This is a genomic window from Cohnella abietis (assembly GCF_004295585.1).
GTDB classification, from domain to species: domain Bacteria; phylum Bacillota; class Bacilli; order Paenibacillales; family Paenibacillaceae; genus Cohnella; species Cohnella abietis.
In genome coordinates, this window is the sequence record NZ_AP019400.1 from 2,190,734 (window position 1) to 2,213,086 (window position 22,353).

Sequence of the window (22,353 nt, forward strand, 5' to 3'; positions counted from 1 at the left end):
CTGATGATCGGAAAGAAATTGCGTGGGGCTCAGGCGGATTTGGAGGAGCTGCGCAAAAAGGAAGCGGGATTTGCCACGCGTACAGCTGAGCTTGAAGCAGCAATCGAAGAAGCAACTACTGAAGAAGAAACCACGGCCGTTGAAGAGAGTGTCACCGAGCTGGAGGCTTTAAAGGAAGAGTTCGAGCAGCAAAAAACGAAGCTCGAAGAAATTATTACTACGCTATCTACTGAATTGGAACAGCAGAACAGCAAGGTACCGAACAACGAATCGCGCAGCAAAAATAACGAAGGTGGAAGAGGTGGCGAAAACATGCCAGCAGCTAGATCAAAAAAGGAATACTTCACTCGCGAGGTAGAGGATTTTTATAGTGAGCTTCGCACACGGCTGAAAACAAGGGCTAACGGAAATGTATTACCTCCCGGTGATGCAGGCGCCGATTTGGTTATTCCAGATATCGTTGTAAACCGAATCCGCGAACGTATCGGAGATTTCACAACCTTGTATCCGCTTGTTGATCTTGTTCGTGCCGGTGGTCGCGTTAAGTTGATTCTTGATGTCGACACAAAAGAGGCTACGTGGATTGAAATGCGGGGTGTGATTAAGGAAGATGACGATTCGAAGCTTACTGCGGTCGAATTTGACGGCTTCAAGGTTGGGCGTATCGTTTATATCGACAACTCGCTGCTGGAAGATAGCATTATCAACCTTGATGATTACCTAACTAAACGCATTGCCAGATCCATCGCCAAGGCACTGGATAAAGCAATCTTGGTAGGAACAGGTAAAGATGACAAGCAACCAGAAGGTATCTTACCGGCTATTCCAGCAGCCAATAAAAAGAAAGCTAATACGGATTACAAAGAACTCATTCCACTATTGGGGTTGATCGATACTGGTGAGGATGCAACAGGAGAGATCATCTGCGTCGTGCACCGTCAAACGTATTATGCCAAGCTAGCCAATTTGACGTTACACGTCAATTCTGCCGGCCAAGATGTTGTGATGTTGCCGAACCTCGCGCAGCCTAATTTCTTAGGTCTTCGCGTGGTGTTCAACAACTATTTGCCGCAAGATAAAGTACTGTTTGGTGTGTTTGACAAGTACACACTTATTGAACGCGAGGGCACGCGGATTGATATGTCTGCGCATTACAAATTCCGTGAGGATCAGACGGCCATTCGTGGTATTGGACGATACGATGGAAAGCCAGTCATGCCAGAGGCATTCGTCCTTGTCGATATCTCCGAGCCCGTGAGCGGTAGCACAGTGCCTGAGAACAATGGTTCGGGGGAGTAACAGCTTTCAGCGCTCCCCCTGAAATGCCTAATCTGGATGCCATGACCAAAGCAGAACTGTTACAGTTTGCGGATGATCATGGTATTACAGGCGTGGTATCTAGCATGCTGAAAGCTGATGTTATCGCCGCCATTAAGGAGGCGAAGGGGTGGACATAGAAATTGTTGTTGCGCTTGTGAAAGAGGGCCTTGGCATCAGGACAACCGTTAGAGATAGCTTTATCACGGCGATTGCCGCTGGTGTAATCAAGGAATTAGAAGATGAGCAGGGGTTGAAGCTATCTAAAAGCAACCCCCATCATCTTATTTTTGTTGTGGACTATGCAACCTGGCGTTATCAAAGCCGGGGTAGCAAAGAGGGTACGCCGCGACATCTTCAATTTCGGCTTAATAATTTAAAAGTTCGAGTGGGTGGCAATCGTGCTGTGGAATGACGAAGTAGATCTCATACATGTAACCCACTCCAACGACAGTACCGTTGTTGTTTCTGAGACTGTTAAAACGGTTTTTGCCAACAAGAAATCAGTAACACGCAGCGAGTTTTATCAAGGGGTAGCGAATAATCTTAAGCCTGTCGCTGTATTCGAAGTTAATAGTTTTGAATACGAAGATGAACAAAAACTACGGCATGAAGGCTCGGACTATATGATCATCCGATCGTATCAGATCACACAAGACCTTCTAGAACTCACGTGCCAAGCCTATAGCGACGTGGAAACAAACCTTGCCCGTTTACGGGATATGGTCGAAGTTTGGCATAACACATTCAAAGATAACAGCATGGGCGAAAAATCGCCGTTTGCTGAACTTCTCTACACCTTGCCAGCCCAAATCGAGTACAAGGGAGGCGGCGCATCCGAATTGGACGGCGTAATCGAGACGACGAACACCGCAACGATTACCATCCAATATCGCGAAGGCGTCTCTTCAAACATGTGGATCGTGATAGATGGGCGGCGCTACGATATTAACCACATCGAAGATCCCTATAATCGACACGAGACGCTTGTTCTGTATGTGGAGAGGGTGACGCCGTGATGTTAACGAGAGCACAGATCAATAAGGCAATCAATGATCGGGTCAAAGCAGAGTTCGTAGGCATTCCAATTCAGAGTAGCGATGTGCAGGAGGGGTTTGAACGCCCCTCCTTTTACGTGTCGTTGGAGACGAGGGGCACGGAGACATTTCAGTTCAATCGTCGCCGTGAATTCACGTGTCGCATTAAATACTTCCCGAAGGATCGCTATGTTTACAAAGAAGAAGCATACGACGCACAGGATCGACTAGAAGTAATGTTCGGTCTGAACTTTCCTATCAATGATCGCGTGATCACGATAGACGGCGCAGAAACAGACTTGATCGACAAGGTGTTGCACTACGATTTTGATTTTGTTATCACCGAGTTAATTAAGCCTGATGATCCTGGACAACCAATGGAGGAGCTGGTCGTCGATGGCGGACTTTGACATTGATACTCGTGAGTTAGATCTGTTCAGTGAAGAATTGGAAGATCTCCAGCGTCTATTTCCCAAAGAGTCCCGGAAGCTTATGCAGCGCAGCGGGAACAAGGCGCGATCGGTAGTCGTTGATAAAGCGAAGCAGATCGTCAAGAAGAAAACGGGTAACTACCTCAAGTCGATAAAACGAGGCAAGGTGTGGGTGTCCGAGGACGGCACAAAGGTCCGGGTGTACTCTGCTGCCCCTCATGCTCATCTAATCGAAAAGGGGCATAGGATCGTTGACAAGGACGGGACTGAGCACGGATTTGTAGCAGGCGTCCACGTCTTCGACAAAGCGGAGCGGGAAATCGAAAGCCAGTGGGGAACCATCTTGGAACAAGAATTCAACCGCATTATGAGTAAATTATGAAAGGGTGACAAGCATGGGTTTACCTGAAATATCTATCAGCTTTACAAGTCTGGCCGTATCCGCAATACAGCGGAGCCAGCGCGGCATTGTGGCGCTTATTCTCCAGGACAACACGGGGAATTTTGACAGCAAAGAGTATAAGGCGATCACCGAAGTGGAGACGACCGAATGGACGCCTGCGAATCTGGACCTGATCCAGAAAACGTTTCTGGGTGTGCCGTCTAAGATCATCGTCGAGCGGATCGCCATCGGGTCGGGGGAAACGCCAGCCGACTACGCCGAAGCGCTTAATCGTTTGGCTGGGAAGCGCTGGAACTACCTAGCTGCGCCAAAGGCAACCACAACGGACGTGACGAAGATCGCCACGCAAATTAAGACGTGGCGGGACGCGAATAAAAAAACGTTCAAGGCTGTATTGCCGAACAGCGCGAACGACCACGAAGGCATTATCAACTTCACGACGGGCGGGATTGTGGTGGGCGAAACGATCTATACCGCGTCCGATTATACAGCTCGCATCGCGGGTATCCTGGCAAGTCTGCCACTCACGCGCAGCTCGACGTATTATGTACTTCCTGAAGTGGAGACGATCACTGAAAGCGTCGATCCAAAAGCGGACATTGATGCAGGAAAGCTGATCCTGATCAACGACGGTGAAAAAATTAAGATTGGGCGCGGAGTAAACTCTTTGACCACACTTTCAGAGGGAAAGACTGCTGATTTTACCAAAATTAAGATTATTGAAGGACATGACCTCGTTCAAGATGACATCTCGCGGACATTTTCCGATAATTACGTCGGCAAAGTCAACAACAGTTATGACAATCAAGCGCTATTTATTACGGCGGTCAATTCTTATCTGCGCAGGCTGGAAGGGGATGTCCTCGATCCAGCTGCAGACAATCGAGCAACTGTAGACATCGAGGCGCAGCGTCTCGCGTGGGAAGACATCGGCGAGGATACAACCTCCTGGAATGACCAAAAGGTCAAAGAGACAACTTTTCAAGCTAAGGTATTTCTCGGCGGGGCGCTTAAATTTTTGGATGCGGTCGAGGATTTACAACTTAAAATCGCGGTTTAAGGGAGGAAAGAAAGTTGAAAGATCCGAATCGAATTATTAACGGAACATACGGACAGGTCTGGGTGGATGATGAGCTTTGGGCAGAAGTGGATAGCTTCGAGGCGAAGGTTAATATCTCCTATGAAGATGTTAACTTTGCAGGCTCCGGCGCCACCCACAAGAAGCCAATTGGATGGACAGGCGAGGGCAGTATGACATTCAAGAAGATCTATTCCCGTGTTCAGCGCGCCATGGCAGATAAGGTTCGGAAGGGGATTTATCCGCGCTTTAAGTTTGTTGCGAAAGTGGCTGACCCTAACGCATTCGGAGCTGAACGTGTGGCCCTACACGATGTAACACTTAACGAATTCAATTTGTTAAAGTTTGAGCAAAAAACGCTCGGAAGCGAGACGATTCCATTTGCCTTTAGCGATTACGAAATGATTGATAAGATCGCATAAACAATTCAAAACCAAATAAAATCCCAAACGTTTGGGAAAATGGAGGCTTTACAATGAGTAAAATTGTTACGATCCAACAGTTGCTTGAGCAAAAGGAGCAATTGAAAAAAAAGCAGAAAAGGAAGCAACGTCTTTTTATCGAATCTCTTGACGGGGAAATCGTCATACAGGAGCCGGATCGGGCGATTGCGCTGGAAGGTGTCGAGATGGCACAGGGCGATCGCGCCGACTATGCAGACGTACACATCGCGTATCATAGCGTGATTGATCCCAACTTACGAGATCCGGAGTTGCAAAAAGCTTTTGGATGCAGTGAGCCGACGGATATCGTCAATCTCATCTTCAGGGCAGGCGAAATCACAGCGATAAGCGGCCACGCTTTACAATTGGCTGGGTTTGGTCAAGGCGTTCGGAAGGTTGACGAGACAGTAAAAAACTAATCAAGTCCGATGGCGACCTTTACTTTTTGCATCACTATGTGCAGCGTGGTCATAAGCTGTCGGACTTACTAATGCTGGATGCCTCGGAAAAACATTTTTTTAAGGTCTCTATGCTGTTACATTATGAAGAAGAAGCAAAGCACGGGGAGAGTCGGTGAAGCCGGCTCTTTTCCGCGTTTAAAGGAGAGGGGCGACTGTGGGCGCAAGAGATATATCCAAGACACTTGTCCTTAAAGATGGAACAACATCTACTTTAAATAAGGTTGGGGCCGGGACAGTCCGCTATAAAAAGCAACTACAAGACCTTAAAAAGCAAGGCGAAGCCACATGGTCGAGTCTGCGCAACGGCATCGCTGGAGCCGCTACTGCTATCGCCGGTTATTTGAGTGTTCGATCACTGATATCGTATGCTAACTCATCTGCAGCAGCTGCTAAGACACAACTAGAAGCGGAAGCAAAGTTGTCTGTCATTATGCGTCAACGGATGGGAGCGACTAACGATGTGATTACATCTGTTAAAGATTTGGCGGACGCACAAGAGAAGCTAGGTGTTGTATCTGCGGACGCTCAAATATCAGGCGCGCAGGAGCTGTCTACCTATCTCGAAAAGTCAGACACACTTAAGACACTCATACCAACAATGAATGATCTCGTCGCTCAACAATACGGAGTTGCAGCTTCATCCGAACAAGTGACAGGCATGGCATCGATGCTGGGTAAGGTTATGGATGGACAAGTTGGAGCGCTATCTCGGTATGGCTTCACCTTTAGTAAAGCCGAGGAAAAGATACTCAAGTTTGGCAAGGAGTCTGAGCGAGCGGCGTTGCTGACGAGGATCGTTAAGGACAGCATCGGAAACATGAATGCAGAGCTCGGAAAAACGGATGATGGAAAGCTTAAGCAAACTAGCGATGCGCTGGGTGGCCTGCAAGTAACTCTCGGAAAAACAGTCATCTATCTTAAAAAGCAGTTTGCCGGAGTAATCTCGGAGTATCTTCCAGGCATCCAAGCAGGTGTGCAGGGTGTAGCGGATAGCATTCGTTCGTGGGCTGACAATGGCGGTATTAATCGTATAGCCGAAGGAGTAAAGTCCGTCTGGGAATGGATCACAACAGCGTGGGACGTTGCGGTCGGTATGTATAATTTTGTTTCGAACAACTGGTCGTTAATCGGCCCAATCGTCTACGGGATTGTCGGTGCGTTTGCTGCCTACAAGTTGGGGCTTATCGGCATGCGCGTATGGACGATGGCTACAACAGCAGCTACGTTTATTGCGACTACAGCTCAACTTGGTCTTAATGCAGCCATTAGAGCCAATCCACTCGGTTTTATTATTACCTTAATTGGACTTGCGATAGCTGCCGGCACATTATTGGTTCAAAATTGGGAAACCGTCAAACTGGCCTTAATGAACACTTGGAATGTCGTTGTCGGTGCTGCTGAATGGGGTGTAAATCAGTACCTTAAATTTGCAAACTTCATGATCCGCGTTTATAAGTTTGCGTGGGACAGCATTAAGTTCGCGGGGATAAGTATCTGGAACGGCATTTTGTCGGCTGGTGAGGCTGGAGTCAATGGTTTTATCCGGCTCGTGGAATGGATGGTCCAGAAGGCACTCGATGGTGTAAACGGCATGATCCGAAACATAAACAGTATGTCGTCTTGGCTCGGACTAGGTGACATGATGGGCGAGCTGACCTTTGGCGGTCTTGGTAGAGTTGATTTTTCTGGCGCCAAGGGAGAAGCGGAGGCCCCGAAATGGGACAACAACTATAATGCCATATCGGACGTTGATTTCAGCGGTGCAAAGTTCAGCGGCGATTCGATTGCTAAACAGTCTCAAAAAGCCCAGGACGAGCGCAACAAGAAAAAGAAAAAAAGCGAAGAAACTTTAGCGAATGCTCTCGATCAGAATACCGCTGCGATAGCGGGTAATACGAAATCGACGGATGACAATACCGGAGAGACGAAGAAGAACACAGCTAAGTTAAATGGTAATCAAAGCGCGATGGATATTGCTGATGGTCTGCTCGGGCGGATCGAGCGGCATATGTATGCGACATAAAGGGGGCGAGTGGCTTGATACAAGTTTTTTTGAGCATTAACAACAACAAGGAAGTCATTCAGCTCCCTGTGCCTCCGCCTGAGTATGATGTCGAAAGCCCTTGGAAAATAGACCAAGTAGATGGGTTGAATCAATCGCTGAGCCTTATTGGTCTGCGTGGATTGCGTGCGATTGAGATCAAATCCTTTTTCCCGGCAGCCGATTACCCGTTTTTGCAAAACAGGACGATGTGGGGCATGGATTACGTAGCGGCCATAGAACGCTGGCGCTCTCTGCGGCTGCCACTAAGATTGGTCATTACTGGCACAGACGGAAAGCAACGCCTTAATATGCCGGTTGTGATCGATGAGTTTAAGTATGGGACGGAACGTAACGGGGATGTCAACTTTTCGTTGCATCTGACGGAATTTGCGATGGTTAATACGAAGAGAAAGAAGTGACCGTATGTTCAAACTAATCCTTGTGAAAAACGACGGTCAAAAATCGTATGACGTGACCGCATTGTGTGCAGCGATATCTTGGGACGATAACCTCTCATTGATGTCTGCAATGCAGTTTGAGATTGCCTTTTCCGACGCCAAGCTCATCCCGACAAATCCATGTGATCTAGGAGACGCTGCAATCCTTTACGATAACGAGGTCGAGGTTTACAGGGGTATCATTGTGACGGAGGGGCGATCCGGACGGGATACAATCAAATATACAGTCTATGACTACGCATGGTACCTCGGCAAAAGTAAGTCGGTCTATCAATTTAACAAGATCACAGCATCGCAGGCGATTACTCGTATCCTTAATGATTTCGGCATGCTAATCGGACATGTGCCACAGATGCTAACGCCGATCAATGATATTTTCCTAGAAAAATCCCCCGCTGAAATAATTGAGGATATTTATAAACGCGAGGAGCGCCGGACAGGCAAGCGGTTTAATGTTGAAATGCGATCCGGACGGATCTATTTTGAAGATATGAAGGATCTCGTTATAAAAGGTACATTCCGATTAGCGGATAACCAGAAGTTGCAGGACGTCATGGACAACCCCCTTGCCGCCGAACGTACCAGGTCTATAGAGTCAATGCGTAATGTTGTTAAGATTTTGGTCGAACGCAAGGAGAATAAAAAAAAGAAAAAAGACCAACCAGATCCCAAACCACCAACGGACCAAACTGACCCGAAAAGTCAAAAAAGTCAAACGAGCTACGACATCGTGGCTATCACAAAAGATGAGCCATTAATAAGGAAATACGGCTTACTGGAAGAGGTTTATAAGATCGATGCGGAGGATGCGGCTAAAGCGCGGGAGGTTGCTCGTATCCTGCTTAAACGATTGGCACGTATCCAGGAAACTAACAGCATCAAACTTATAGGTGATTCCTCTTTTAAGGCTGGTCGGTTACTCGACATCGACGAGCCGATTACGGGTATGTCCGGTCGCTTTATGATCGTAACAGCCAAACACACCGTCACCAACCAGATACACATAATGGATCTGGAGCTTGCACTTCCGGAGGATGTTAAGTGATGGATAATATAGATAAGCTAGCGCAAAAGCTAGCGGAAATGTTCAAGGCAAACCAGAATCGACCAAGTACAGCGCCTAGGGTCGGTGATGTCGTGGAGACAACCCCGCTTAAAATACAGTGGGGCGATCAAATCTTGTTGACCGAGGATAAACTTCTTTTGCCTCGGGGGTTGGTGCTGGAAATAGGCGATCAAGTTGTAATCCAGCCAGATGAGTTTTTTAAGGATTTTTATGTACTACATGTGCTGGCATAAGGGGGGATGACGGTGCTTCCGCAGATTACGCAGCTCATGTTTGACAACAACGAAGAGACCGCCACGGAGACCGTTCACAAAACGTTCGATTGGGACTTCGATGTAGGCGACTTTCGGACGCGTGACGGACGAATCGTCGAATTAGAGGGCCTTGAATACCTCAAGGTATGGATACAAAAGGCGATCAGAACAGTCCGGGACACATTGATCTATGATGGCGAAGACTACGGCAGTGAGCACACTTCGTTGATTGGCCGCAATTTTAACAAATCGTTTGCGCAATCCGAATACGAACGCATGATTCGCGAGGCGCTTGTCGAAAATGACGCGATTTCCGGCGTCGAAAATTTTGCGTTCGGGCAGGCGGGATCTCGATTAGAAATCTCCTTTGATGTGCGTAGCATTTACGGAGATATGAGAGAGGCGGTGCTATCCGATGAGTAGTGTGATTTTGTCGCAAATGCTCGCAGCCATACCGGAAACTTACGACAAACGTCCGGGCAGTTTTATTTATGATTCACTGGCTCCAGTAGCAGATCAATTAGCGCAGACTGACACACGCCTGGAAAGTGTAGCATCCGAGCTATCGATCGAACATTTAAGTGGCCCGGAGCTAGCGCAACGCGTTCGTGAGAGGACGGGGATTGAACTCAAGGCAGCGACGAGAGCAGTTGGCACAGTGTTGTTAACTGGCACGGGCGAGATTCATCCCGGCGACTTGTTTGAGACAGCTGGAGGGGTGCAGTTCAGAGCAACAGAGGCAAAGGCGATTACTCTATCCGGATACGCGTCAATCGAAGCTGTAGTATCCGGAACGAGTGGTAACGTAGCGGCTGAAACCATCATTCTTTTCCCCGTGACACTGGCCGGATTTACTGCCGTGATCAACCCGCAATCAACACACGGGGGTTTTGAACAGGAATCCGACGCAGACTTGCTTATGCGATACTACGAGCGCATTCGGACGCCATCTACGAGTGGCAACAAAGCTCACTATCTCAATTGGTCAAAGGAGGTTCCGGGGGTCGGTGACGCAAGGGTCATTCCCCTATGGAGCGGCCCTAATACGGTTAAGGTCATTATCATCGACGCCAATCGCCAACCGGCTTTCCCGCAGCTTGTCACTGATGTGCAAAACCACATCGACCCCGGAGGCACAGGGCTTGGAGACGGGGTGGCTCCGATCGGCGCACACACAACGGTTGTTAGCGCTGCGCCGGTTGCGATCAACGTGTCAGTCAAGATCGTTCCGGACGTTGGCTATGATGATGCGCATATCATTGATAGTTTGATTAAACATCTGTCATCCATTGCATTTGTCGAGGACATCGTAAGCTATGCGCGTGCTGGAGCTGCTATCCTAGCGAGTCCCGGCGTAGCCGACTATTCCAATTTGTTGATCAACGGCGGATCAATCAATGTGCCAATTGCGTATAGCCAGGTTGCAGTTTTAGGGGCGGTGGTAATTGATGTCCATTAGCGCCGATATGATCCGACAGCTTCAGGCATTCCAACGAAAATCAAAAGTGTACAAAGCGTTATTTGATGCGGATGCGCAGCAACTAGACAGTCGATCCATTGCGATTACTGATCTCAGATTACAGATGTCTGTGGATACAGCAACCTGGGCACTAGGGATTTACGAGCAAGAGTTGGGTATCCCGACGGACGAGCTGAAGCCGGTATCCGAGCGTCGGGCCGTTATCAAATCCAAGATGCGCGGCACCGGAAAGGTAGATGCGGCACTTATCAAGCTAGTTGCGGATAGTTACACCAACGGGGATGTAAAAGTGATTTTTGACAAGGAAATCCGAATCACGTTTACGAGTACTTTGGGGATACCGCCTAACATTAGCGATCTACAGGTAGCTGTCGACGAGATTAGGCCGGCCCACTTAGCTGTGATTTATTATTTTTTATACTACGTATACGCTCAGCTTAAAGGATATACCTACGGACAGGTACGCGCATCCGGCAAAACGTATGGACAAATTTATAACGGAGGGATGTAATCGTGGCAACTACGCCAAACACTAAGCTACCGCTTATCGACCAAAGTATGACAGCGGATATCCCGCGTGATTTCAATGCATTGGCACAATCGGTGGATGCGGTTGTCGGTGACATGTCGACCGTCCCTACTATAGCCAAGGACGCAGCTGGGGCTATTAAGGAGCTACAAGAAGCGATAAGCAACGCAGATATTCCCGATGCCACACTGACTAAAAAAGGCAAAGTCCAACTCTCCAGTGCTACAAATAGCACATTAGAGGATAAGGCCGCTACCCCTAAAGCTGTTAAGTCTGCATATGACTTGGCTACAGCTAATGGTACCACATTGGCAGAACACATTTCCGACCTAGTCCGTCAACCTGCAGATGGAGGGACTACCGGGGGAACAGCAACTGCTTACACGTGTTCTTCAACTCCTACCCCCACAGCATTTGTTGACAAGATGGGCGTTGTTATCGCAGCTCATTTGGATAGTGGAGCGAATCCGACTCTTAAATGGGGTTCGCTCGCTGCAAAGCCAATGTTAAAGGCGAATGGGAGTCCGGCCGCAATCAAAAAAGACGGAATATACACCTGGCGTTACAGTGTCATAAAAGGGGCTTTTATCTTACAGGGTGAAGGGGGGGAGTACGGAACGGCTGGGGCCGCTGACACGTTGGCCCCTAAAACGATCGGGACGGACGCAGGATTAGTGGCGGGGACGATGCCTGATAGAAGCGCGGCATATCAAACTCCAGTAGCAATCGAAGGATCATATCAACCGAAAAAATTATTTGTATGTCCACCAAAGGGATATTATAGTGGCTCCACCGAAGGATTGTCTTATGTGGTTGTGGACGATGCTGAGTTTGTTGCGGCCAACTGGCCGACTACTAAAACTATATTTGGGTTACGAGGTACGATGCCCACCCATGACAATGAGGAAGTTGCCGTGGCTGTTTTTGGGACAACGACACCGCAGAGACTATATCTCACTCCGGCTAATGGATATTGGTCTGGTCGCGCCGTGTGGGCCGATGAACCCAACTTTATCCCAGCTAATATCCTGGCAGGAAAGTCTATGTTTGGTCTTGCAGGCACTCTTGTAAAAGGGAGAGCTTTTGCTAGTGGATCAGGAACTAGCGATAGTTCAGGGGTGATAACCGTTACCGGACTGGCTTTCGCCCCTGACTTAATAGAGGTTGAGATTCAGAATGGTAGGTCGATATGGATTTTAGGAAAACCGGATTCTATTAATAATCGGTGGTATGACGCATCTGGGAATATAGCGTTATATGGTGGATGGGCTATTGGAGCTAATTCGTTTTCGCTAAGACCTGTAACAAGTAGCTACGCGTTTACCTACAGAGTATATGGAGCGTGATAATAAATGGATATCGGAAGACGGATTTACTACGAACTAGCAACAGGAAACGTTATCCAAGATACCGGTGAGCGTTCCGGTTCAGTGATCGAAACAACAAATGAACAGGACTTCGAAACGTATGTCTCACTAGCCGAACGGATACCGGAAACAGTCGGATGCTTGCAATTGGAGTATGGTGAATATGCTCAGGACTTTGCGGAATGTAACGGATATAGAGTAGATGTGAGCAACGATATCCATTCGTTGCTTTTTTCACACCCAGATCCAAATGAGCCGGAGTTACCACCTATTTATCGTAAGCCACTATCCGGAGAAGTGGCAGAGGTCAAAGAGCAGCAGGCGTTAATGCAGGCAGCTTTAGATGATCTTATCTTGGGAGGTGGCTTGTAATGGCCGCATACATGGGACAAAGGATTATTGATGGTTTTTACACGTACGGGTTTGTTATTGGTAAGCGCCCCGATCTACAGGCGGGGATTGACACTTATCTGACGGATAAAGGCAGAGGGGATTTAATTGAGGGCTCCGCATAAGCGGGGCTTATTTTATTTGGGGCGGTGGGGTGTGGGTGAGTGATCCCGAAACACAAAAACTTAATGAGATAGCCGTTCAGGTCGCTCGGGTGGAAGTGGGGCAAGAAGCCACCAGCAGGGCAGTAAGCGATATGGCCGCTAACGTAAATAAGTTAGTCGATAAACTGGAAAAGTCAGACGTGCTAGCACGACGGGCAGAGGATAGAGCAAGCTCTGCGCATCATCGCATCGATGAGGAACGCAAGCGCCTAGATGATACTAACCGACATTACGATAACGAGATCAAATCGCTAAACGCTAGGATTGACACCGAAAACCGCGAACGCAAGTTAGACAAGCGATGGATGATCGGTACCACGTTGTCTGCTGCTGGGCTTATTATTGCAGTTATTAAACTATTTTGAGAGGATGATTATTTTGTTACAACCATATATTGATGGCATCGTAGGAGCTCTTATAGGGCTCCTTGTTACGTTTATGCTTGGATTGATCGCTATGTTACGGGTTAGGGTTAATGCTTGGTTGGATGCTAAGACAAACCTCCAGCAACGCGAGATATTGCACCGATTGGCGCAAGAGGGTATGTCATTGGCCGAGAATTTATTGAATGAAGCTGATGGTCCGAAAAAGTTTGACGAGGCTCTTGAATACGTGCGAAGTCGTGCAACGAAATATGGTATTAAGCTTACTGGCGTTGATATCAGAGCTGCGATTGAAAAGGCTGTGCTCGACTATAACGCAAAGGTTAAGGGTGGCGGTTAAATTGAACGAGATAGTCTACTATAGTCAAAAGGACAAGCGTTGGGCTTCTATACCTTACACAAAACGTAATGATCCCAAGCAAACAATAGCGACGTCTGCGTGCGGCCCGACTAGTTTCGCAATGGCCGCAAGCACGCTTAGGGACCAATCCATTTTACCGCCAGAGACATCTAGGTTTGCTATAGACCGTGGATATCGCACCGATAACAGCGGCACAGATTGGGGCTACTTCATTGCAGCGTCAAATTATTATGGACTGGCCTGCAAACAGACGGGCAATTTTGAAGAGGTCAAAAAAGCACTCTCCGATGGAGCACTTGTTATCGCATCTATGGGTCCTGGTCACTTGACGGGTGGAGGTCATTACGTGCTGCTTGTCGGCATTAATGCTAAATGGATCAACGTTCACGACCCTAATCATAGCTATAGATACCCAAATGACGGATTTGTCACTGACGTCAAGGGAGACGGAAAAATCAAAGTAGACGAGGTTGTATTTAGGCGCGAGGCTAAACAATATTGGGTATTCCCACAACCAGTTAAAAATGAGGAGGACAAGCCAATGACAGCAACAGAGGCAAAAGCATTCGAGGCGCAGCAAAGGAAAGTGGGTGAACTAGAAAGCGCAGTTACTGTACTGGCGCTTAAGGTAAAGGATTTAGAAGCGAATGTACCGGCTCCAAAGTGGTTTGTAACGGAGTTCGGGGATAAGGTTCTGGAGAAGATAAATGATCCAAAAGGGACATTGGACTTCTGGCGCTCACTTGCGGTGTCGCTGAGGGTACAAGGTTATAAGAAGGTAGTTTAATTGTTAATCTGTTGGCTCTAGTCAAAATCCCCGCCTAGCCATATGGCCAAGCGGGGATTCATAGGTTTAAAGTTGAATAACTCCATCGTCGGTTGTTTGGAATTGTGCAATAGAGTTGTTTAAGTCGTTGCAGAATTTTTGCATTTTGAAGATGTTGAGATTGTTTTTAAAGGTTACAGCCTGTAATTCTCCTGTCGATCCCACATAGTTCAAAATCAAATAGTGGTTCGGGGTTCCTTTCTTTTGCTTAGTTCCGATACCGGACATTCCCCCGATAATTGTTCCAAGTCCCGGAACGAGTAATGTTCCGATCACCGCTCGACCAACCACACTCTTGCCCTTCTCGATCAATTCCTGCTCATTTTTAACGACAGCTACTTGCAGCTTATCGTTTTGTATCTCATACTTACGTGTTTCTCCGGCATCAATTAAAATTTTATCATCACACCGATAAACCGTGCACAAAGTACCCTGACGCAACCCAACTAACCCCTCGTGATGCAAACAGGTGAAATAATCTTTAGCCCCCAGCTGAGCAGCCTTTGCTTTAACAGCTTTTCGATTTTTTACCCCTGACCTAATCATAAAAATAATCAAAACAAAAAATAAGAATAGAATAATCAATACAATGTATGGAGCCATTACATATAATACCCCTTAAACTGTCTCCATCGGTTGGAGGATTTGCTGTCACATAATTAAATTTAGTCTACAATATTAGTTGCAATTTGGCGATATGTGGAATAAATACAAACAGAAGGAACCATGCTAACCCATGTGGCCGGCGGGGCTCTTTTTAGTTCAGGGAAAGTTTCCTTACCTTCAAATTCCCAAACGTTTGTGAATTTAAAGAATTGTGTAAAAAATTATCTCTTGCACGCGAACAATCGCTCGTAATATGATAAGTAGAACAAATGTTCGTAACGGAGGTGTGGTAGCGTGTCGATGGAGGGGTATGATCCAACAATTTTACTACAATTACATATTGCTCTCTTAGAGATGCTAAGAACTGCCAAAGATAACACTAAAGAAACAAAAGGCTTCCAGTTGGGGATTGTAAATGTTGTTGGTCGATTCCTGCAGGAAGAGGTACAAAGATCAAAGGATAAGCTCCGACAACATAAAATGTGGGTGCAGGACACGCCAGTTGGAGAGAGGCAGTATGTTTACAACTCAAATGGTAAGAGAGATATATACGAAATATCTCCAGTTGATTTGCAGATTGCAGTTATTAATCAAATACGTAATATAGAGAACAAGATTAAAAGCCCTGGGTGATTTAGGGGCTTTTTTTTGTTTCTCAACGCCCGTCCCCAATCCGTCCCCAACAGCATATTTATTAGTGATTTGAGAGCTTGTCTTTTGAAGTATAAAAATAAAAGAAGCCCATGGTTCTAGGCTTCTCAGGTTCTTAATTATGGAGCGGGTGAAGGGAATCGAACCCTCGCCTCAAGCTTGGGAAGCTGGCGTTCTGCCACTGAACTACACCCGCATGTTGTTTACAGCAAGCAATATCATAGCACAATCATATTCTTAAAATCAACCAAATAATTGAAGAAATTGATCAAGTATGAAATGAAAAAAGGCTCAGCATTCATTCAATCTCAGAGGATACTGGCTCGTCTTGGAAAAACACTGTCCTTCCTTTTTATTTTGCTTACCGTTCGTGATATAATGCGATAGAACTGAACCTGCTGCTTAAGGCTGATCTTACAATTAGGAAGGTTGATCCACGCGCTTAATTCGGTTCACTTTGGAAGGGGAATACTCCATGACGGAACGGACGAAAGACAACTTGGTGCTATTTCCGAAAACATTGGATTATTATCAAATACAATTGACAAAGCTGTTGGAGACAGAAGGTTACGGCGATGCCAAAGCGCTATTGATGTTTCTTCTTCAATGTCACGGAGAAGCTGATCGACATCATACAGAGTGGCAAGCGTTGCTTGGTTGGCTTGAGGCTGCCTTCCCAGAAGCTCTAAGTGGCTCCGAGTCCGGAGCTTATTATAGTGCGGATGAAGATGAGGAGCAGGACGAAGAGGAATTATATAGACGTCATATTACAGACCGTTCCGAGGCAGATGCTGAATATATCCCACAGCTTTTAGCTTCGTTATATAACGGGAATGATCCTGAGCAGCGGATGTTAGTATTAGGGCAATTGATGCATGTCAATCATCCTGATATTGAGTTATCCTTGAGGCAATGGCTTACTCGTGAGGAATATATTCCTCAATTGCAGTTTCGAGCATTACAAGCCTTGCGGAAGCAGGGGGCGACGGGCTCTGTTTCTTTCTGGCGAGACGGTGAAAGCTTGACCGTTGAAGCAGGAGATACTCCGATAACATTCGATGAGTATCCTAAAGGTATTCATCAGGTTTTGGATCGGGTCCATCAAACAGCTGAGGTCTCTGACCCTACTCTTTCTTATTTTGCAGATGAAATGTGGAAAGAATGTGTTGAGGTAGCTTATGGGACCCCGATTTACAGAAGTATGATAGAAGATGAGGATAGTGCTTCAGATCTTTGGGGGGCGGCTCTGCACCAGTTAATTATGGAAAAGCTGCATGGCAAACACGGCGACGAGTGGATAAGGGAGCAGTATGGGATAACGGGTGAACTGCGTTTTCGTTATGAGCAGGCGCTTCGCTGGCTGCGACAATATTCCATGGAACCACGTTCGTCACTCCAATAATAGAAGTTACGCCTTGAATGGTGCACCATGTTGTTCTATAATAGAGTGGTTTATGTGAATGGCCGCATTGAAGCGGCAAGATGTTACGGAGGGGAAAGCATAAAATGACAGCAAATTGGGAAAAGATAGAGAAGAACGTCGGGGTTCTTGAGGTTGAAGTGGATGCAGAGCAGGTTGCTGTAGCATTAGACAAAGCATTTCGCAAAGTTGTTCAGAAGGTAAACGTACCAGGATTCCGTAAAGGAAAAGTGCCGCGCGGCATTTTTGAAGCTCGTTTCGGAATTGAGAGCCTCTATCAAGATGCAATCGATATTCTTCTTCCAGAAGCGTATACGAAAGCAATCGACGAAGCGGGCATTGAGCCAATTGATCGTCCAGATGTGGATGTTGAACAATTCGGTAAAGGTCAATCGTTCAAATTCAAGGCTAAAGTAACAGTTAAGCCTGAAGTTAAGCTCGGAGATTATAAGGGCTTGGTTGTTCCTGTTGAAAATGCAGAAGTTACAGACGAGGAAGTTGCTGCTGAATTAGAGCGTCTGCAACAACGTCACGCGGAATTGGTTGTTATTGATGAAGGTCCTGCTCAATTGGGCGACCACACATCAATCGATTTCGAAGGCTTCTTGGACGGCGTGCCTTTCGAGGGTGGCAAGGGTGATAACTATGCGCTTGAGCTCGGATCCGGTTCTTTCATTCCTGGATTTGAAGAGCAAGTTGTAGGCTTGAACATTGCTGAGGAAAAAGACATCAATGTTACTTTCCCAGAAAACTACCAAGCAGAAAATCTTGCTGGTAAAGCAGTCATTTTCAAAGTGAAGTTGCACGAAATTAAACGTAAAAATCTGCCTGCCCTTGACGATGAATTTGCTAAAGATGTTAGTGAATTCGATACATTGGACGAATATAAAGCAGATTTGTCGAGCAAGCTGAAAGAACGCAAAGTTAAGGATGCTGAACTCACTCGTGAGACAGCTATCGTTGATAAAGCTACTGAAGCTGCTGAGCTTGAAGTCCCTCAAGTATTGGTTGATTCCGAAATAACACATATGATGAAGGATTTCGAAAACCGCCTTCGCCAGCAAGGTATGAACCTTGAGCTGTATTTCCAATTCAGCGGTCAGGATGAAGCTGCATTGAAAGGACAGATGCAAGGGGATGCTGAAAAACGCGTTCGTAATAACCTAGTTCTTGAGGAAATAGCGAAGGCTGAGAACCTTGATGTATCTGAAGCAGATATCGAAGAGGAGCTTGAGAACCTGTCTAAGCTGTACAGCCGTCCAGCAGACGAGCTTCGCAAAATCTTTGCAGATAACGGCTATTTGGACAACATGGGCGCGGATCTGAAGGTTCGTAAAGCTGTTAAGTTTATCGTTGATAGCAGCCTAACTGCTTAATTAAACACCTTAGGATAAGGCACGTGTAACCCGCGTGCCTTATTTTTCACCCCGAATACATAATCGCTACATCGTACAAGGGCTAGCGTTCGCCTGAGCGGAACTCGTCAACATGACATTCCGATTTGAACGTGTTAAAATATTACCGAGATTTGAAGTCCAATTGGAAAAGGGGTTGGTAACATGTTAGTACCTATGGTCGTCGAGCAAACGAATCGCGGAGAGCGGTCGTACGACATCTTTTCAAGGCTCTTGAAGGACCGGATTATTTTTCTCGGAAGCGCGATTGACGACGATGTCGCCAATCTTATTATCGCTCAACTGCTTTTCTTGGCAGCAGAGGATCCAGAGAAGGACATCCATCTTTACATTAACTCCCCAGGCGGCTCGGTAACGGCCGGTATGGGAATATTCGATACGATGCAATTTATCAAACCAGATGTCTCGACTATTTGCGTTGGTATGGCTGCTAGCATGGGCTCCTTGCTCCTCACTGCAGGTGCTCCAGGCAAACGGTTCGCATTGCCAAACAGCGAAATCATGATTCATCAGCCGCTTGGCGGGGTAAGAGGTCAGGCGTCGGATATTAAGATTCATGCCGAATGGATTATTAAGACCAAACAGAAGCTGAATCAAATCTACGTTGATCGCACTGGTCAGTCCTACGAGAAAATCGAACGGGATACTGATCGCGACAATTTCATGAGTGCCGATGAAGCCATGCAATATGGTTTGGTTGATAAAGTGATAACTGCACCGATCGCGACTGACGCTCCGAAAGCTTAACAACATCTGAGTCATGCGCAATAGAAAGAAAGAAGCGGTTTATTAAGGAGGGTTTACATGTTTAAATTCAGCGATGAAAAAGGTCAGTTAAAATGCTCGTTTTGCGGCAAATCGCAGGATCAGGTTCGAAAGCTGGTTGCCGGTCCTGGCGTCTATATATGTGATGAGTGTATTGAGCTTTGCACGGAAATCGTAGAGGAAGAGCTCGGTCATGAAGAAGAGCTCGATATGAAGGATATTCCGAAGCCGAAGGATATTCGCAATATTCTCGATCAATACGTTATTGGTCAAGAGCAAGCGAAGAAGTCTTTGTCGGTTGCGGTATACAATCACTACAAACGGATTAATTCTCAAGCTAAGATCGAGGATGTTGAGCTTCAGAAGAGCAATATTATGCTTGTAGGACCAACAGGTTCAGGTAAAACCTTGCTTGCACAAACGATGGCCAAAATTCTAAACGTGCCTTTCGCGATTGCAGATGCCACTTCATTAACCGAAGCGGGTTATGTTGGTGAAGACGTTGAGAACATTTTGTTAAAGCTCATTCAAGCGGCTGATTATGATGTTGAGAAAGCCGAGCGCGGCATTATTTATATCGATGAAATCGATAAAGTAGCCCGTAAATCCGAGAACCCTTCGATTACGCGTGATGTCTCTGGTGAAGGCGTTCAACAAGCATTGCTGAAAATTCTTGAAGGTACTGTTGCTTCTGTTCCTCCGCAAGGCGGACGCAAGCATCCTCATCAGGAATTCATTCAGATCGACACAACGAACATCCTATTCATATGCGGTGGGGCTTTTGACGGTTTGGAACAGCTTATTAAACGTCGTATCGGCAAGAAGGTTATCGGCTTCAGCTCCGCTCTTGAGGGAGCGAAGGATATGAAGCCAGGTGAGTACCTGTCTCTTGCACAACCGGAGGATCTGCTTAAATTTGGTTTGATTCCTGAGTTTGTTGGCCGGTTGCCCGTTATATCGACACTTGAGCCTCTTGATGAGCTTGCTCTTGTCCGTATCTTGTCAGAACCGAAGAACGCATTGGTGAAGCAGTATCAGAAGCTGCTTGAAATGGACAATGTTAAGCTCGAGTTCGACGACGGTGCGCTTGAGGAAATCGCTCGCGAAGCGATCAAGCGTAACACGGGAGCCCGGGGATTACGTGCTATCATCGAGGGCATTATGCTTGAAGTGATGTACGAGGTGCCTTCACGTGACGATGTTGTTACATGTCTGGTTACTGAGAAGGTCATTAGGGATAAAGTAGCACCAGAGCTAACGACCAAAAAAGGTAAGAAAAAAGAAGAGAGCGCGTAACGGGAGCAGGACGAAAGCCGCCATCTAGGCCTTTCGGCCGTGCGGAGTTCGCCTAGAATGCCGGTTCCACCCTGCCTAGATGCGGGGTGGACTTTGGCTTATACAGGGGAGAAACCATTATGTTCAGACGTACGGATACAGTAGCCGTTCAGGTCGGGAATTTAACGATCGGCGGGAACAACCAAGTGATTCTTCAAAGCATGTGTACAACGAAAACAGCTGATGTCGCCGCCACTGTCGCTGAAATTAAACGACTTGAAGAAGCGGGATGCCAGCTTGTTCGTGTGACGGTAAATAATAAAGAAGCCGCGGAAGCTATTAAAGAGATTAAGCGGCAGATCAGTATCCCACTTGTCGCAGATATCCATTTCGACTACCGACTTGCATTACTCGCTATCGAGAATGGCATAGATAAGGTTCGTATCAACCCAGGTAACATAGGTCGTCGTGAGAAGGTCGAAGCTGTTGTTAAAGCCTGTAAGGAAAAGAAAATTCCGATTCGGATAGGTGTCAACGCTGGTTCTTTAGAAAACCATTTACTTGAGAAGTACGGTTATCCTACGGCTGAAGCTATGGTAGAAAGCGCGTTATTTCATATCGGCATTCTAGAAGAGCTAGATTTCCATGATATTATCGTATCTCTTAAAGCATCCGATGTTCCAATGGCTATTGAGGCTTACACGAAAGCCGCCGAGGTTATTCGTTATCCGTTACATCTAGGTATAACAGAGGCAGGAACGTTGTTCTCCGGTACTATAAAAAGCTCTGCTGGTCTCGGTGTATTGCTTAACCACGGAATTGGTAACACAATGCGAATTTCCCTTAGTGCGGATCCTGTTGAAGAAATTAAGGTGGCCAGGGAAATGCTTAAGGTATTCGGTCTGATTACAGACGCTCCTACGCTCGTTTCCTGTCCGACCTGTGGTCGTTTGGATATCGATTTGTTCGCTGTTGCTAATGAAGTAGAAGAGTATTTGTCCAAGCTTAAGGTGCCTATTAAAGTATCTGTGCTTGGTTGTGCTGTTAACGGGCCTGGTGAAGCGCGCGAAGCCGATATCGGCATTGCAGGGGCTCGTGGAGAAGGTATGCTATTCCGTTACGGAGAAATGATTCGGAAAGTGCCTGAAGCGGAGCTTGTTTCTGAGCTGAAGAAGGAAATTGATCAGATTGTTGCATCCTATGCCGAGACTGGCGTTATCCCGGGGCGCAAACATGGATAAAATAAAGAAGATAACCTTTGTGATCCTTGGTCTCGGTGCACTCGCTCTCTCCGCATGTGCAGCGAAAGAGACCGTTTCCCATACGGAGCACGCACCGAATGGCGATTTAAGGGAAGTAACCGCATCAACTGAGAAGCTACCTAACTTTTTAAATAATCAACAAAATGCAGTGCGGGTAGCTTATCAGGTGGCTGGAGTATTAGGGGACACCATGAAGTGGATCCCGTGCTACTGTGGCTGTGGGCAAAGTGCAGGACACAAGAGCAACTTAAATTGTTTCATCAATGAAATTCGAGAAGATGGCTCTATCGAGTGGGATGACCATGGAACAAGATGCGGTGTATGTGTGCAAACCGCGATGGAAACCGCCGAGTTAAAGCAGCAGGGAAAGTCTGACCTTGAAATACGCCAGTATATTGACAATAAGTATAGTAAAGGGTTTGCCAAACCGACGGATACGCCTATGCCTATCAGCTGATTTAAACGGA

The 22,353-nt window shown here is 46.7% G+C and carries 30 protein-coding genes and 1 tRNA gene; 29 read left to right on the plus strand and 2 right to left on the minus strand.

Annotated features, from left to right (window positions below):
* The first annotated feature begins 3 nt into the window (after nt 1-3).
* From KCTCHS21_RS09265 to KCTCHS21_RS09365, 22 genes are all read left to right on the plus strand, one after another.
* The gene (locus KCTCHS21_RS09265; RefSeq protein ID WP_232058135.1) at nt 4-1,299 is read left to right on the plus strand and encodes a phage major capsid protein; all 1,296 of its coding nucleotides are present in this window, start codon (nt 4-6) and stop codon (nt 1,297-1,299) included.
* A gap of 23 nt (nt 1,300-1,322) precedes the next feature.
* Entirely contained in the window at nt 1,323-1,457 is a 135-nt protein-coding gene (locus KCTCHS21_RS09270; RefSeq protein WP_130607043.1) for a Rho termination factor N-terminal domain-containing protein, read from the plus strand.
* Entirely contained in the window at nt 1,448-1,732 is a 285-nt protein-coding gene (locus KCTCHS21_RS09275) for a hypothetical protein (RefSeq protein WP_130607045.1), read from the plus strand. The genes KCTCHS21_RS09270 and KCTCHS21_RS09275 overlap by 10 nt, the downstream gene beginning before the upstream one ends.
* The gene (locus tag KCTCHS21_RS09280) at nt 1,719-2,336 is read left to right on the plus strand and encodes a phage head closure protein (protein ID WP_130607047.1); all 618 of its coding nucleotides are present in this window, start codon (nt 1,719-1,721) and stop codon (nt 2,334-2,336) included. Before KCTCHS21_RS09275 ends, KCTCHS21_RS09280 begins: the two co-directional genes overlap by 14 nt.
* On the plus strand, nt 2,336-2,764 hold the full coding sequence (locus KCTCHS21_RS09285; RefSeq protein WP_130607049.1) for a phage tail terminator family protein: 429 nt from the start codon (nt 2,336-2,338) through the stop codon (nt 2,762-2,764). The genes KCTCHS21_RS09280 and KCTCHS21_RS09285 overlap by 1 nt, the downstream gene beginning before the upstream one ends.
* On the plus strand, nt 2,751-3,167 hold the full coding sequence (locus KCTCHS21_RS09290) for an HK97 gp10 family phage protein (protein WP_130607051.1): 417 nt from the start codon (nt 2,751-2,753) through the stop codon (nt 3,165-3,167). The genes KCTCHS21_RS09285 and KCTCHS21_RS09290 overlap by 14 nt, the downstream gene beginning before the upstream one ends.
* Before the next feature lie 13 nt (nt 3,168-3,180).
* Nucleotides 3,181-4,248 carry a phage tail sheath subtilisin-like domain-containing protein gene (locus KCTCHS21_RS09295; protein WP_130607053.1) on the plus strand — a complete coding sequence of 356 codons (1,068 nt, stop codon included), beginning with the start codon at nt 3,181-3,183 and terminating at the stop codon, nt 4,246-4,248.
* Nucleotides 4,249-4,262: 14 nt separating this feature from the next.
* Nucleotides 4,263-4,688 (plus strand): phage tail tube protein, encoded by a 426-nt coding sequence (locus KCTCHS21_RS09300; RefSeq protein WP_130607055.1) that lies wholly within the window; start codon nt 4,263-4,265, stop codon nt 4,686-4,688.
* A 53-nt stretch (nt 4,689-4,741) separates the two neighbouring features.
* Nucleotides 4,742-5,128: a phage tail assembly chaperone gene (locus KCTCHS21_RS09305; RefSeq protein WP_130607057.1), complete on the plus strand. Its 387-nt coding sequence runs from the start codon at nt 4,742-4,744 to the stop codon at nt 5,126-5,128.
* Between the two features lie 196 nt (nt 5,129-5,324).
* Nucleotides 5,325-7,193 (plus strand): phage tail tape measure protein, encoded by a 1,869-nt coding sequence (locus KCTCHS21_RS09310; RefSeq protein ID WP_130607059.1) that lies wholly within the window; start codon nt 5,325-5,327, stop codon nt 7,191-7,193.
* A 14-nt stretch (nt 7,194-7,207) separates the two neighbouring features.
* A complete protein-coding gene (locus KCTCHS21_RS09315; protein WP_232058136.1) occupies nt 7,208-7,633 on the plus strand; it encodes a hypothetical protein in 426 nt (141 codons plus the stop codon).
* A gap of 4 nt (nt 7,634-7,637) precedes the next feature.
* Nucleotides 7,638-8,717 (plus strand): XkdQ/YqbQ family protein, encoded by a 1,080-nt coding sequence (locus KCTCHS21_RS09320; RefSeq protein WP_130607061.1) that lies wholly within the window; start codon nt 7,638-7,640, stop codon nt 8,715-8,717.
* On the plus strand, nt 8,717-8,971 hold the full coding sequence (locus tag KCTCHS21_RS09325; protein WP_232058228.1) for a DUF2577 family protein: 255 nt from the start codon (nt 8,717-8,719) through the stop codon (nt 8,969-8,971). Before KCTCHS21_RS09320 ends, KCTCHS21_RS09325 begins: the two co-directional genes overlap by 1 nt.
* A 6-nt stretch (nt 8,972-8,977) precedes the next feature.
* Nucleotides 8,978-9,415: a DUF2634 domain-containing protein gene (locus KCTCHS21_RS09330; protein WP_130607063.1), complete on the plus strand. Its 438-nt coding sequence runs from the start codon at nt 8,978-8,980 to the stop codon at nt 9,413-9,415.
* The gene (locus tag KCTCHS21_RS09335; RefSeq protein ID WP_130607065.1) at nt 9,408-10,451 is read left to right on the plus strand and encodes a baseplate J/gp47 family protein; all 1,044 of its coding nucleotides are present in this window, start codon (nt 9,408-9,410) and stop codon (nt 10,449-10,451) included. The genes KCTCHS21_RS09330 and KCTCHS21_RS09335 overlap by 8 nt, the downstream gene beginning before the upstream one ends.
* A complete protein-coding gene (locus KCTCHS21_RS09340) occupies nt 10,441-10,983 on the plus strand; it encodes a putative phage tail protein (RefSeq protein ID WP_130607067.1) in 543 nt (180 codons plus the stop codon). The genes KCTCHS21_RS09335 and KCTCHS21_RS09340 overlap by 11 nt, the downstream gene beginning before the upstream one ends.
* A gap of 2 nt (nt 10,984-10,985) precedes the next feature.
* Nucleotides 10,986-12,347, plus strand: coding sequence for a phage tail protein (locus KCTCHS21_RS32165; RefSeq protein ID WP_232058137.1), 1,362 nt, complete (start codon nt 10,986-10,988; stop codon nt 12,345-12,347).
* Nucleotides 12,348-12,353: 6 nt separating this feature from the next.
* The gene (locus KCTCHS21_RS09350) at nt 12,354-12,740 is read left to right on the plus strand and encodes a hypothetical protein (protein ID WP_130607069.1); all 387 of its coding nucleotides are present in this window, start codon (nt 12,354-12,356) and stop codon (nt 12,738-12,740) included.
* Nucleotides 12,740-12,883: a hypothetical protein gene (locus tag KCTCHS21_RS31355; RefSeq protein ID WP_170211423.1), complete on the plus strand. Its 144-nt coding sequence runs from the start codon at nt 12,740-12,742 to the stop codon at nt 12,881-12,883. The genes KCTCHS21_RS09350 and KCTCHS21_RS31355 overlap by 1 nt, the downstream gene beginning before the upstream one ends.
* A gap of 35 nt (nt 12,884-12,918) precedes the next feature.
* Nucleotides 12,919-13,287 carry a hypothetical protein gene (locus KCTCHS21_RS09355; RefSeq protein ID WP_130607071.1) on the plus strand — a complete coding sequence of 123 codons (369 nt, stop codon included), beginning with the start codon at nt 12,919-12,921 and terminating at the stop codon, nt 13,285-13,287.
* A 13-nt stretch (nt 13,288-13,300) separates the two neighbouring features.
* Nucleotides 13,301-13,645 carry a phage holin, LLH family gene (locus KCTCHS21_RS09360; RefSeq protein WP_157993995.1) on the plus strand — a complete coding sequence of 115 codons (345 nt, stop codon included), beginning with the start codon at nt 13,301-13,303 and terminating at the stop codon, nt 13,643-13,645.
* A gap of 1 nt (nt 13,646) precedes the next feature.
* Nucleotides 13,647-14,453 (plus strand): C39 family peptidase, encoded by an 807-nt coding sequence (locus KCTCHS21_RS09365; protein ID WP_157993996.1) that lies wholly within the window; start codon nt 13,647-13,649, stop codon nt 14,451-14,453.
* A 66-nt stretch (nt 14,454-14,519) separates the two neighbouring features.
* On the opposite strand, the gene KCTCHS21_RS09370 is transcribed toward KCTCHS21_RS09365, so the two are convergent.
* Nucleotides 14,520-15,095 (minus strand): hypothetical protein, encoded by a 576-nt coding sequence (locus KCTCHS21_RS09370; protein ID WP_130607077.1) that lies wholly within the window; start codon nt 15,093-15,095, stop codon nt 14,520-14,522.
* 297 nt (nt 15,096-15,392) lie between these two features.
* Here KCTCHS21_RS09370 and KCTCHS21_RS09375 point away from each other — a divergent pair, with 297 nt between their 5' ends.
* On the plus strand, nt 15,393-15,731 hold the full coding sequence (locus KCTCHS21_RS09375) for a hypothetical protein (protein WP_130607079.1): 339 nt from the start codon (nt 15,393-15,395) through the stop codon (nt 15,729-15,731).
* 140 nt (nt 15,732-15,871) lie between these two features.
* Here KCTCHS21_RS09375 and KCTCHS21_RS09380 read toward each other — a convergent pair.
* Nucleotides 15,872-15,945, minus strand: a tRNA-Gly gene (locus tag KCTCHS21_RS09380).
* Nucleotides 15,946-16,224: 279 nt separating this feature from the next.
* Between KCTCHS21_RS09380 and KCTCHS21_RS09385 the strand changes: the two genes are divergently transcribed.
* The 6 genes from KCTCHS21_RS09385 to KCTCHS21_RS09410 all read left to right on the plus strand — a co-directional run bounded on the left by KCTCHS21_RS09385 (nt 16,225) and on the right by KCTCHS21_RS09410 (nt 22,343).
* Nucleotides 16,225-17,151, plus strand: coding sequence for a hypothetical protein (locus KCTCHS21_RS09385; protein ID WP_130607081.1), 927 nt, complete (start codon nt 16,225-16,227; stop codon nt 17,149-17,151).
* Between the two features lie 104 nt (nt 17,152-17,255).
* Complete coding sequence (tig, locus tag KCTCHS21_RS09390) at nt 17,256-18,545, plus strand: trigger factor (protein WP_130607083.1); 1,290 nt, start codon at nt 17,256-17,258, stop codon at nt 18,543-18,545.
* Between the two features lie 183 nt (nt 18,546-18,728).
* Nucleotides 18,729-19,331 (plus strand): ATP-dependent Clp endopeptidase proteolytic subunit ClpP, encoded by a 603-nt coding sequence (gene clpP, locus KCTCHS21_RS09395; RefSeq protein WP_130607085.1) that lies wholly within the window; start codon nt 18,729-18,731, stop codon nt 19,329-19,331.
* 57 nt (nt 19,332-19,388) lie between these two features.
* Complete coding sequence (clpX, locus tag KCTCHS21_RS09400; protein WP_130607087.1) at nt 19,389-20,645, plus strand: ATP-dependent protease ATP-binding subunit ClpX; 1,257 nt, start codon at nt 19,389-19,391, stop codon at nt 20,643-20,645.
* 119 nt (nt 20,646-20,764) lie between these two features.
* Nucleotides 20,765-21,865, plus strand: coding sequence for a flavodoxin-dependent (E)-4-hydroxy-3-methylbut-2-enyl-diphosphate synthase (gene ispG / locus KCTCHS21_RS09405; protein WP_130607089.1), 1,101 nt, complete (start codon nt 20,765-20,767; stop codon nt 21,863-21,865).
* Entirely contained in the window at nt 21,858-22,343 is a 486-nt protein-coding gene (locus KCTCHS21_RS09410; protein ID WP_130607091.1) for a PCYCGC motif-containing (lipo)protein, read from the plus strand. The genes ispG and KCTCHS21_RS09410 overlap by 8 nt, the downstream gene beginning before the upstream one ends.
* Nucleotides 22,344-22,353 lie beyond the last annotated feature (10 nt).

What these genes read in the sequence shown, in the direction of transcription:
- KCTCHS21_RS09265 (WP_232058135.1), top strand. Translation starts at nt 4, where the DNA reads ATGATCGGAAAGAAATTGCGTGGGGCTCAGGCGGATTTGGAGGAGCTG.
- KCTCHS21_RS09270 (WP_130607043.1), top strand. Translation starts at nt 1,323, where the DNA reads ATGCCTAATCTGGATGCCATGACCAAAGCAGAACTGTTACAGTTTGCG.
- KCTCHS21_RS09285 (WP_130607049.1), top strand. Translation starts at nt 2,336, where the DNA reads ATGTTAACGAGAGCACAGATCAATAAGGCAATCAATGATCGGGTCAAA.
- KCTCHS21_RS09290 (WP_130607051.1), top strand. Translation starts at nt 2,751, where the DNA reads ATGGCGGACTTTGACATTGATACTCGTGAGTTAGATCTGTTCAGTGAA.
- KCTCHS21_RS09295 (WP_130607053.1), top strand. Translation starts at nt 3,181, where the DNA reads ATGGGTTTACCTGAAATATCTATCAGCTTTACAAGTCTGGCCGTATCC.
- KCTCHS21_RS09305 (WP_130607057.1), top strand. Translation starts at nt 4,742, where the DNA reads ATGAGTAAAATTGTTACGATCCAACAGTTGCTTGAGCAAAAGGAGCAA.
- KCTCHS21_RS09320 (WP_130607061.1), top strand. Translation starts at nt 7,638, where the DNA reads ATGTTCAAACTAATCCTTGTGAAAAACGACGGTCAAAAATCGTATGAC.
- KCTCHS21_RS09325 (WP_232058228.1), top strand. Translation starts at nt 8,717, where the DNA reads ATGGATAATATAGATAAGCTAGCGCAAAAGCTAGCGGAAATGTTCAAG.
- KCTCHS21_RS09330 (WP_130607063.1), top strand. Translation starts at nt 8,978, where the DNA reads ATGACGGTGCTTCCGCAGATTACGCAGCTCATGTTTGACAACAACGAA.
- KCTCHS21_RS09335 (WP_130607065.1), top strand. Translation starts at nt 9,408, where the DNA reads ATGAGTAGTGTGATTTTGTCGCAAATGCTCGCAGCCATACCGGAAACT.
- KCTCHS21_RS09340 (WP_130607067.1), top strand. Translation starts at nt 10,441, where the DNA reads ATGTCCATTAGCGCCGATATGATCCGACAGCTTCAGGCATTCCAACGA.
- KCTCHS21_RS09350 (WP_130607069.1), top strand. Translation starts at nt 12,354, where the DNA reads ATGGATATCGGAAGACGGATTTACTACGAACTAGCAACAGGAAACGTT.
- KCTCHS21_RS31355 (WP_170211423.1), top strand. Translation starts at nt 12,740, where the DNA reads ATGGCCGCATACATGGGACAAAGGATTATTGATGGTTTTTACACGTAC.
- KCTCHS21_RS09370 (WP_130607077.1), bottom strand. Translation starts at nt 15,095, where the DNA reads ATGGCTCCATACATTGTATTGATTATTCTATTCTTATTTTTTGTTTTG.
- KCTCHS21_RS09385 (WP_130607081.1), top strand. Translation starts at nt 16,225, where the DNA reads ATGACGGAACGGACGAAAGACAACTTGGTGCTATTTCCGAAAACATTG.
- tig (WP_130607083.1), top strand. Translation starts at nt 17,256, where the DNA reads ATGACAGCAAATTGGGAAAAGATAGAGAAGAACGTCGGGGTTCTTGAG.
- clpP (WP_130607085.1), top strand. Translation starts at nt 18,729, where the DNA reads ATGTTAGTACCTATGGTCGTCGAGCAAACGAATCGCGGAGAGCGGTCG.
- clpX (WP_130607087.1), top strand. Translation starts at nt 19,389, where the DNA reads ATGTTTAAATTCAGCGATGAAAAAGGTCAGTTAAAATGCTCGTTTTGC.
- ispG (WP_130607089.1), top strand. Translation starts at nt 20,765, where the DNA reads ATGTTCAGACGTACGGATACAGTAGCCGTTCAGGTCGGGAATTTAACG.
- KCTCHS21_RS09410 (WP_130607091.1), top strand. Translation starts at nt 21,858, where the DNA reads ATGGATAAAATAAAGAAGATAACCTTTGTGATCCTTGGTCTCGGTGCA.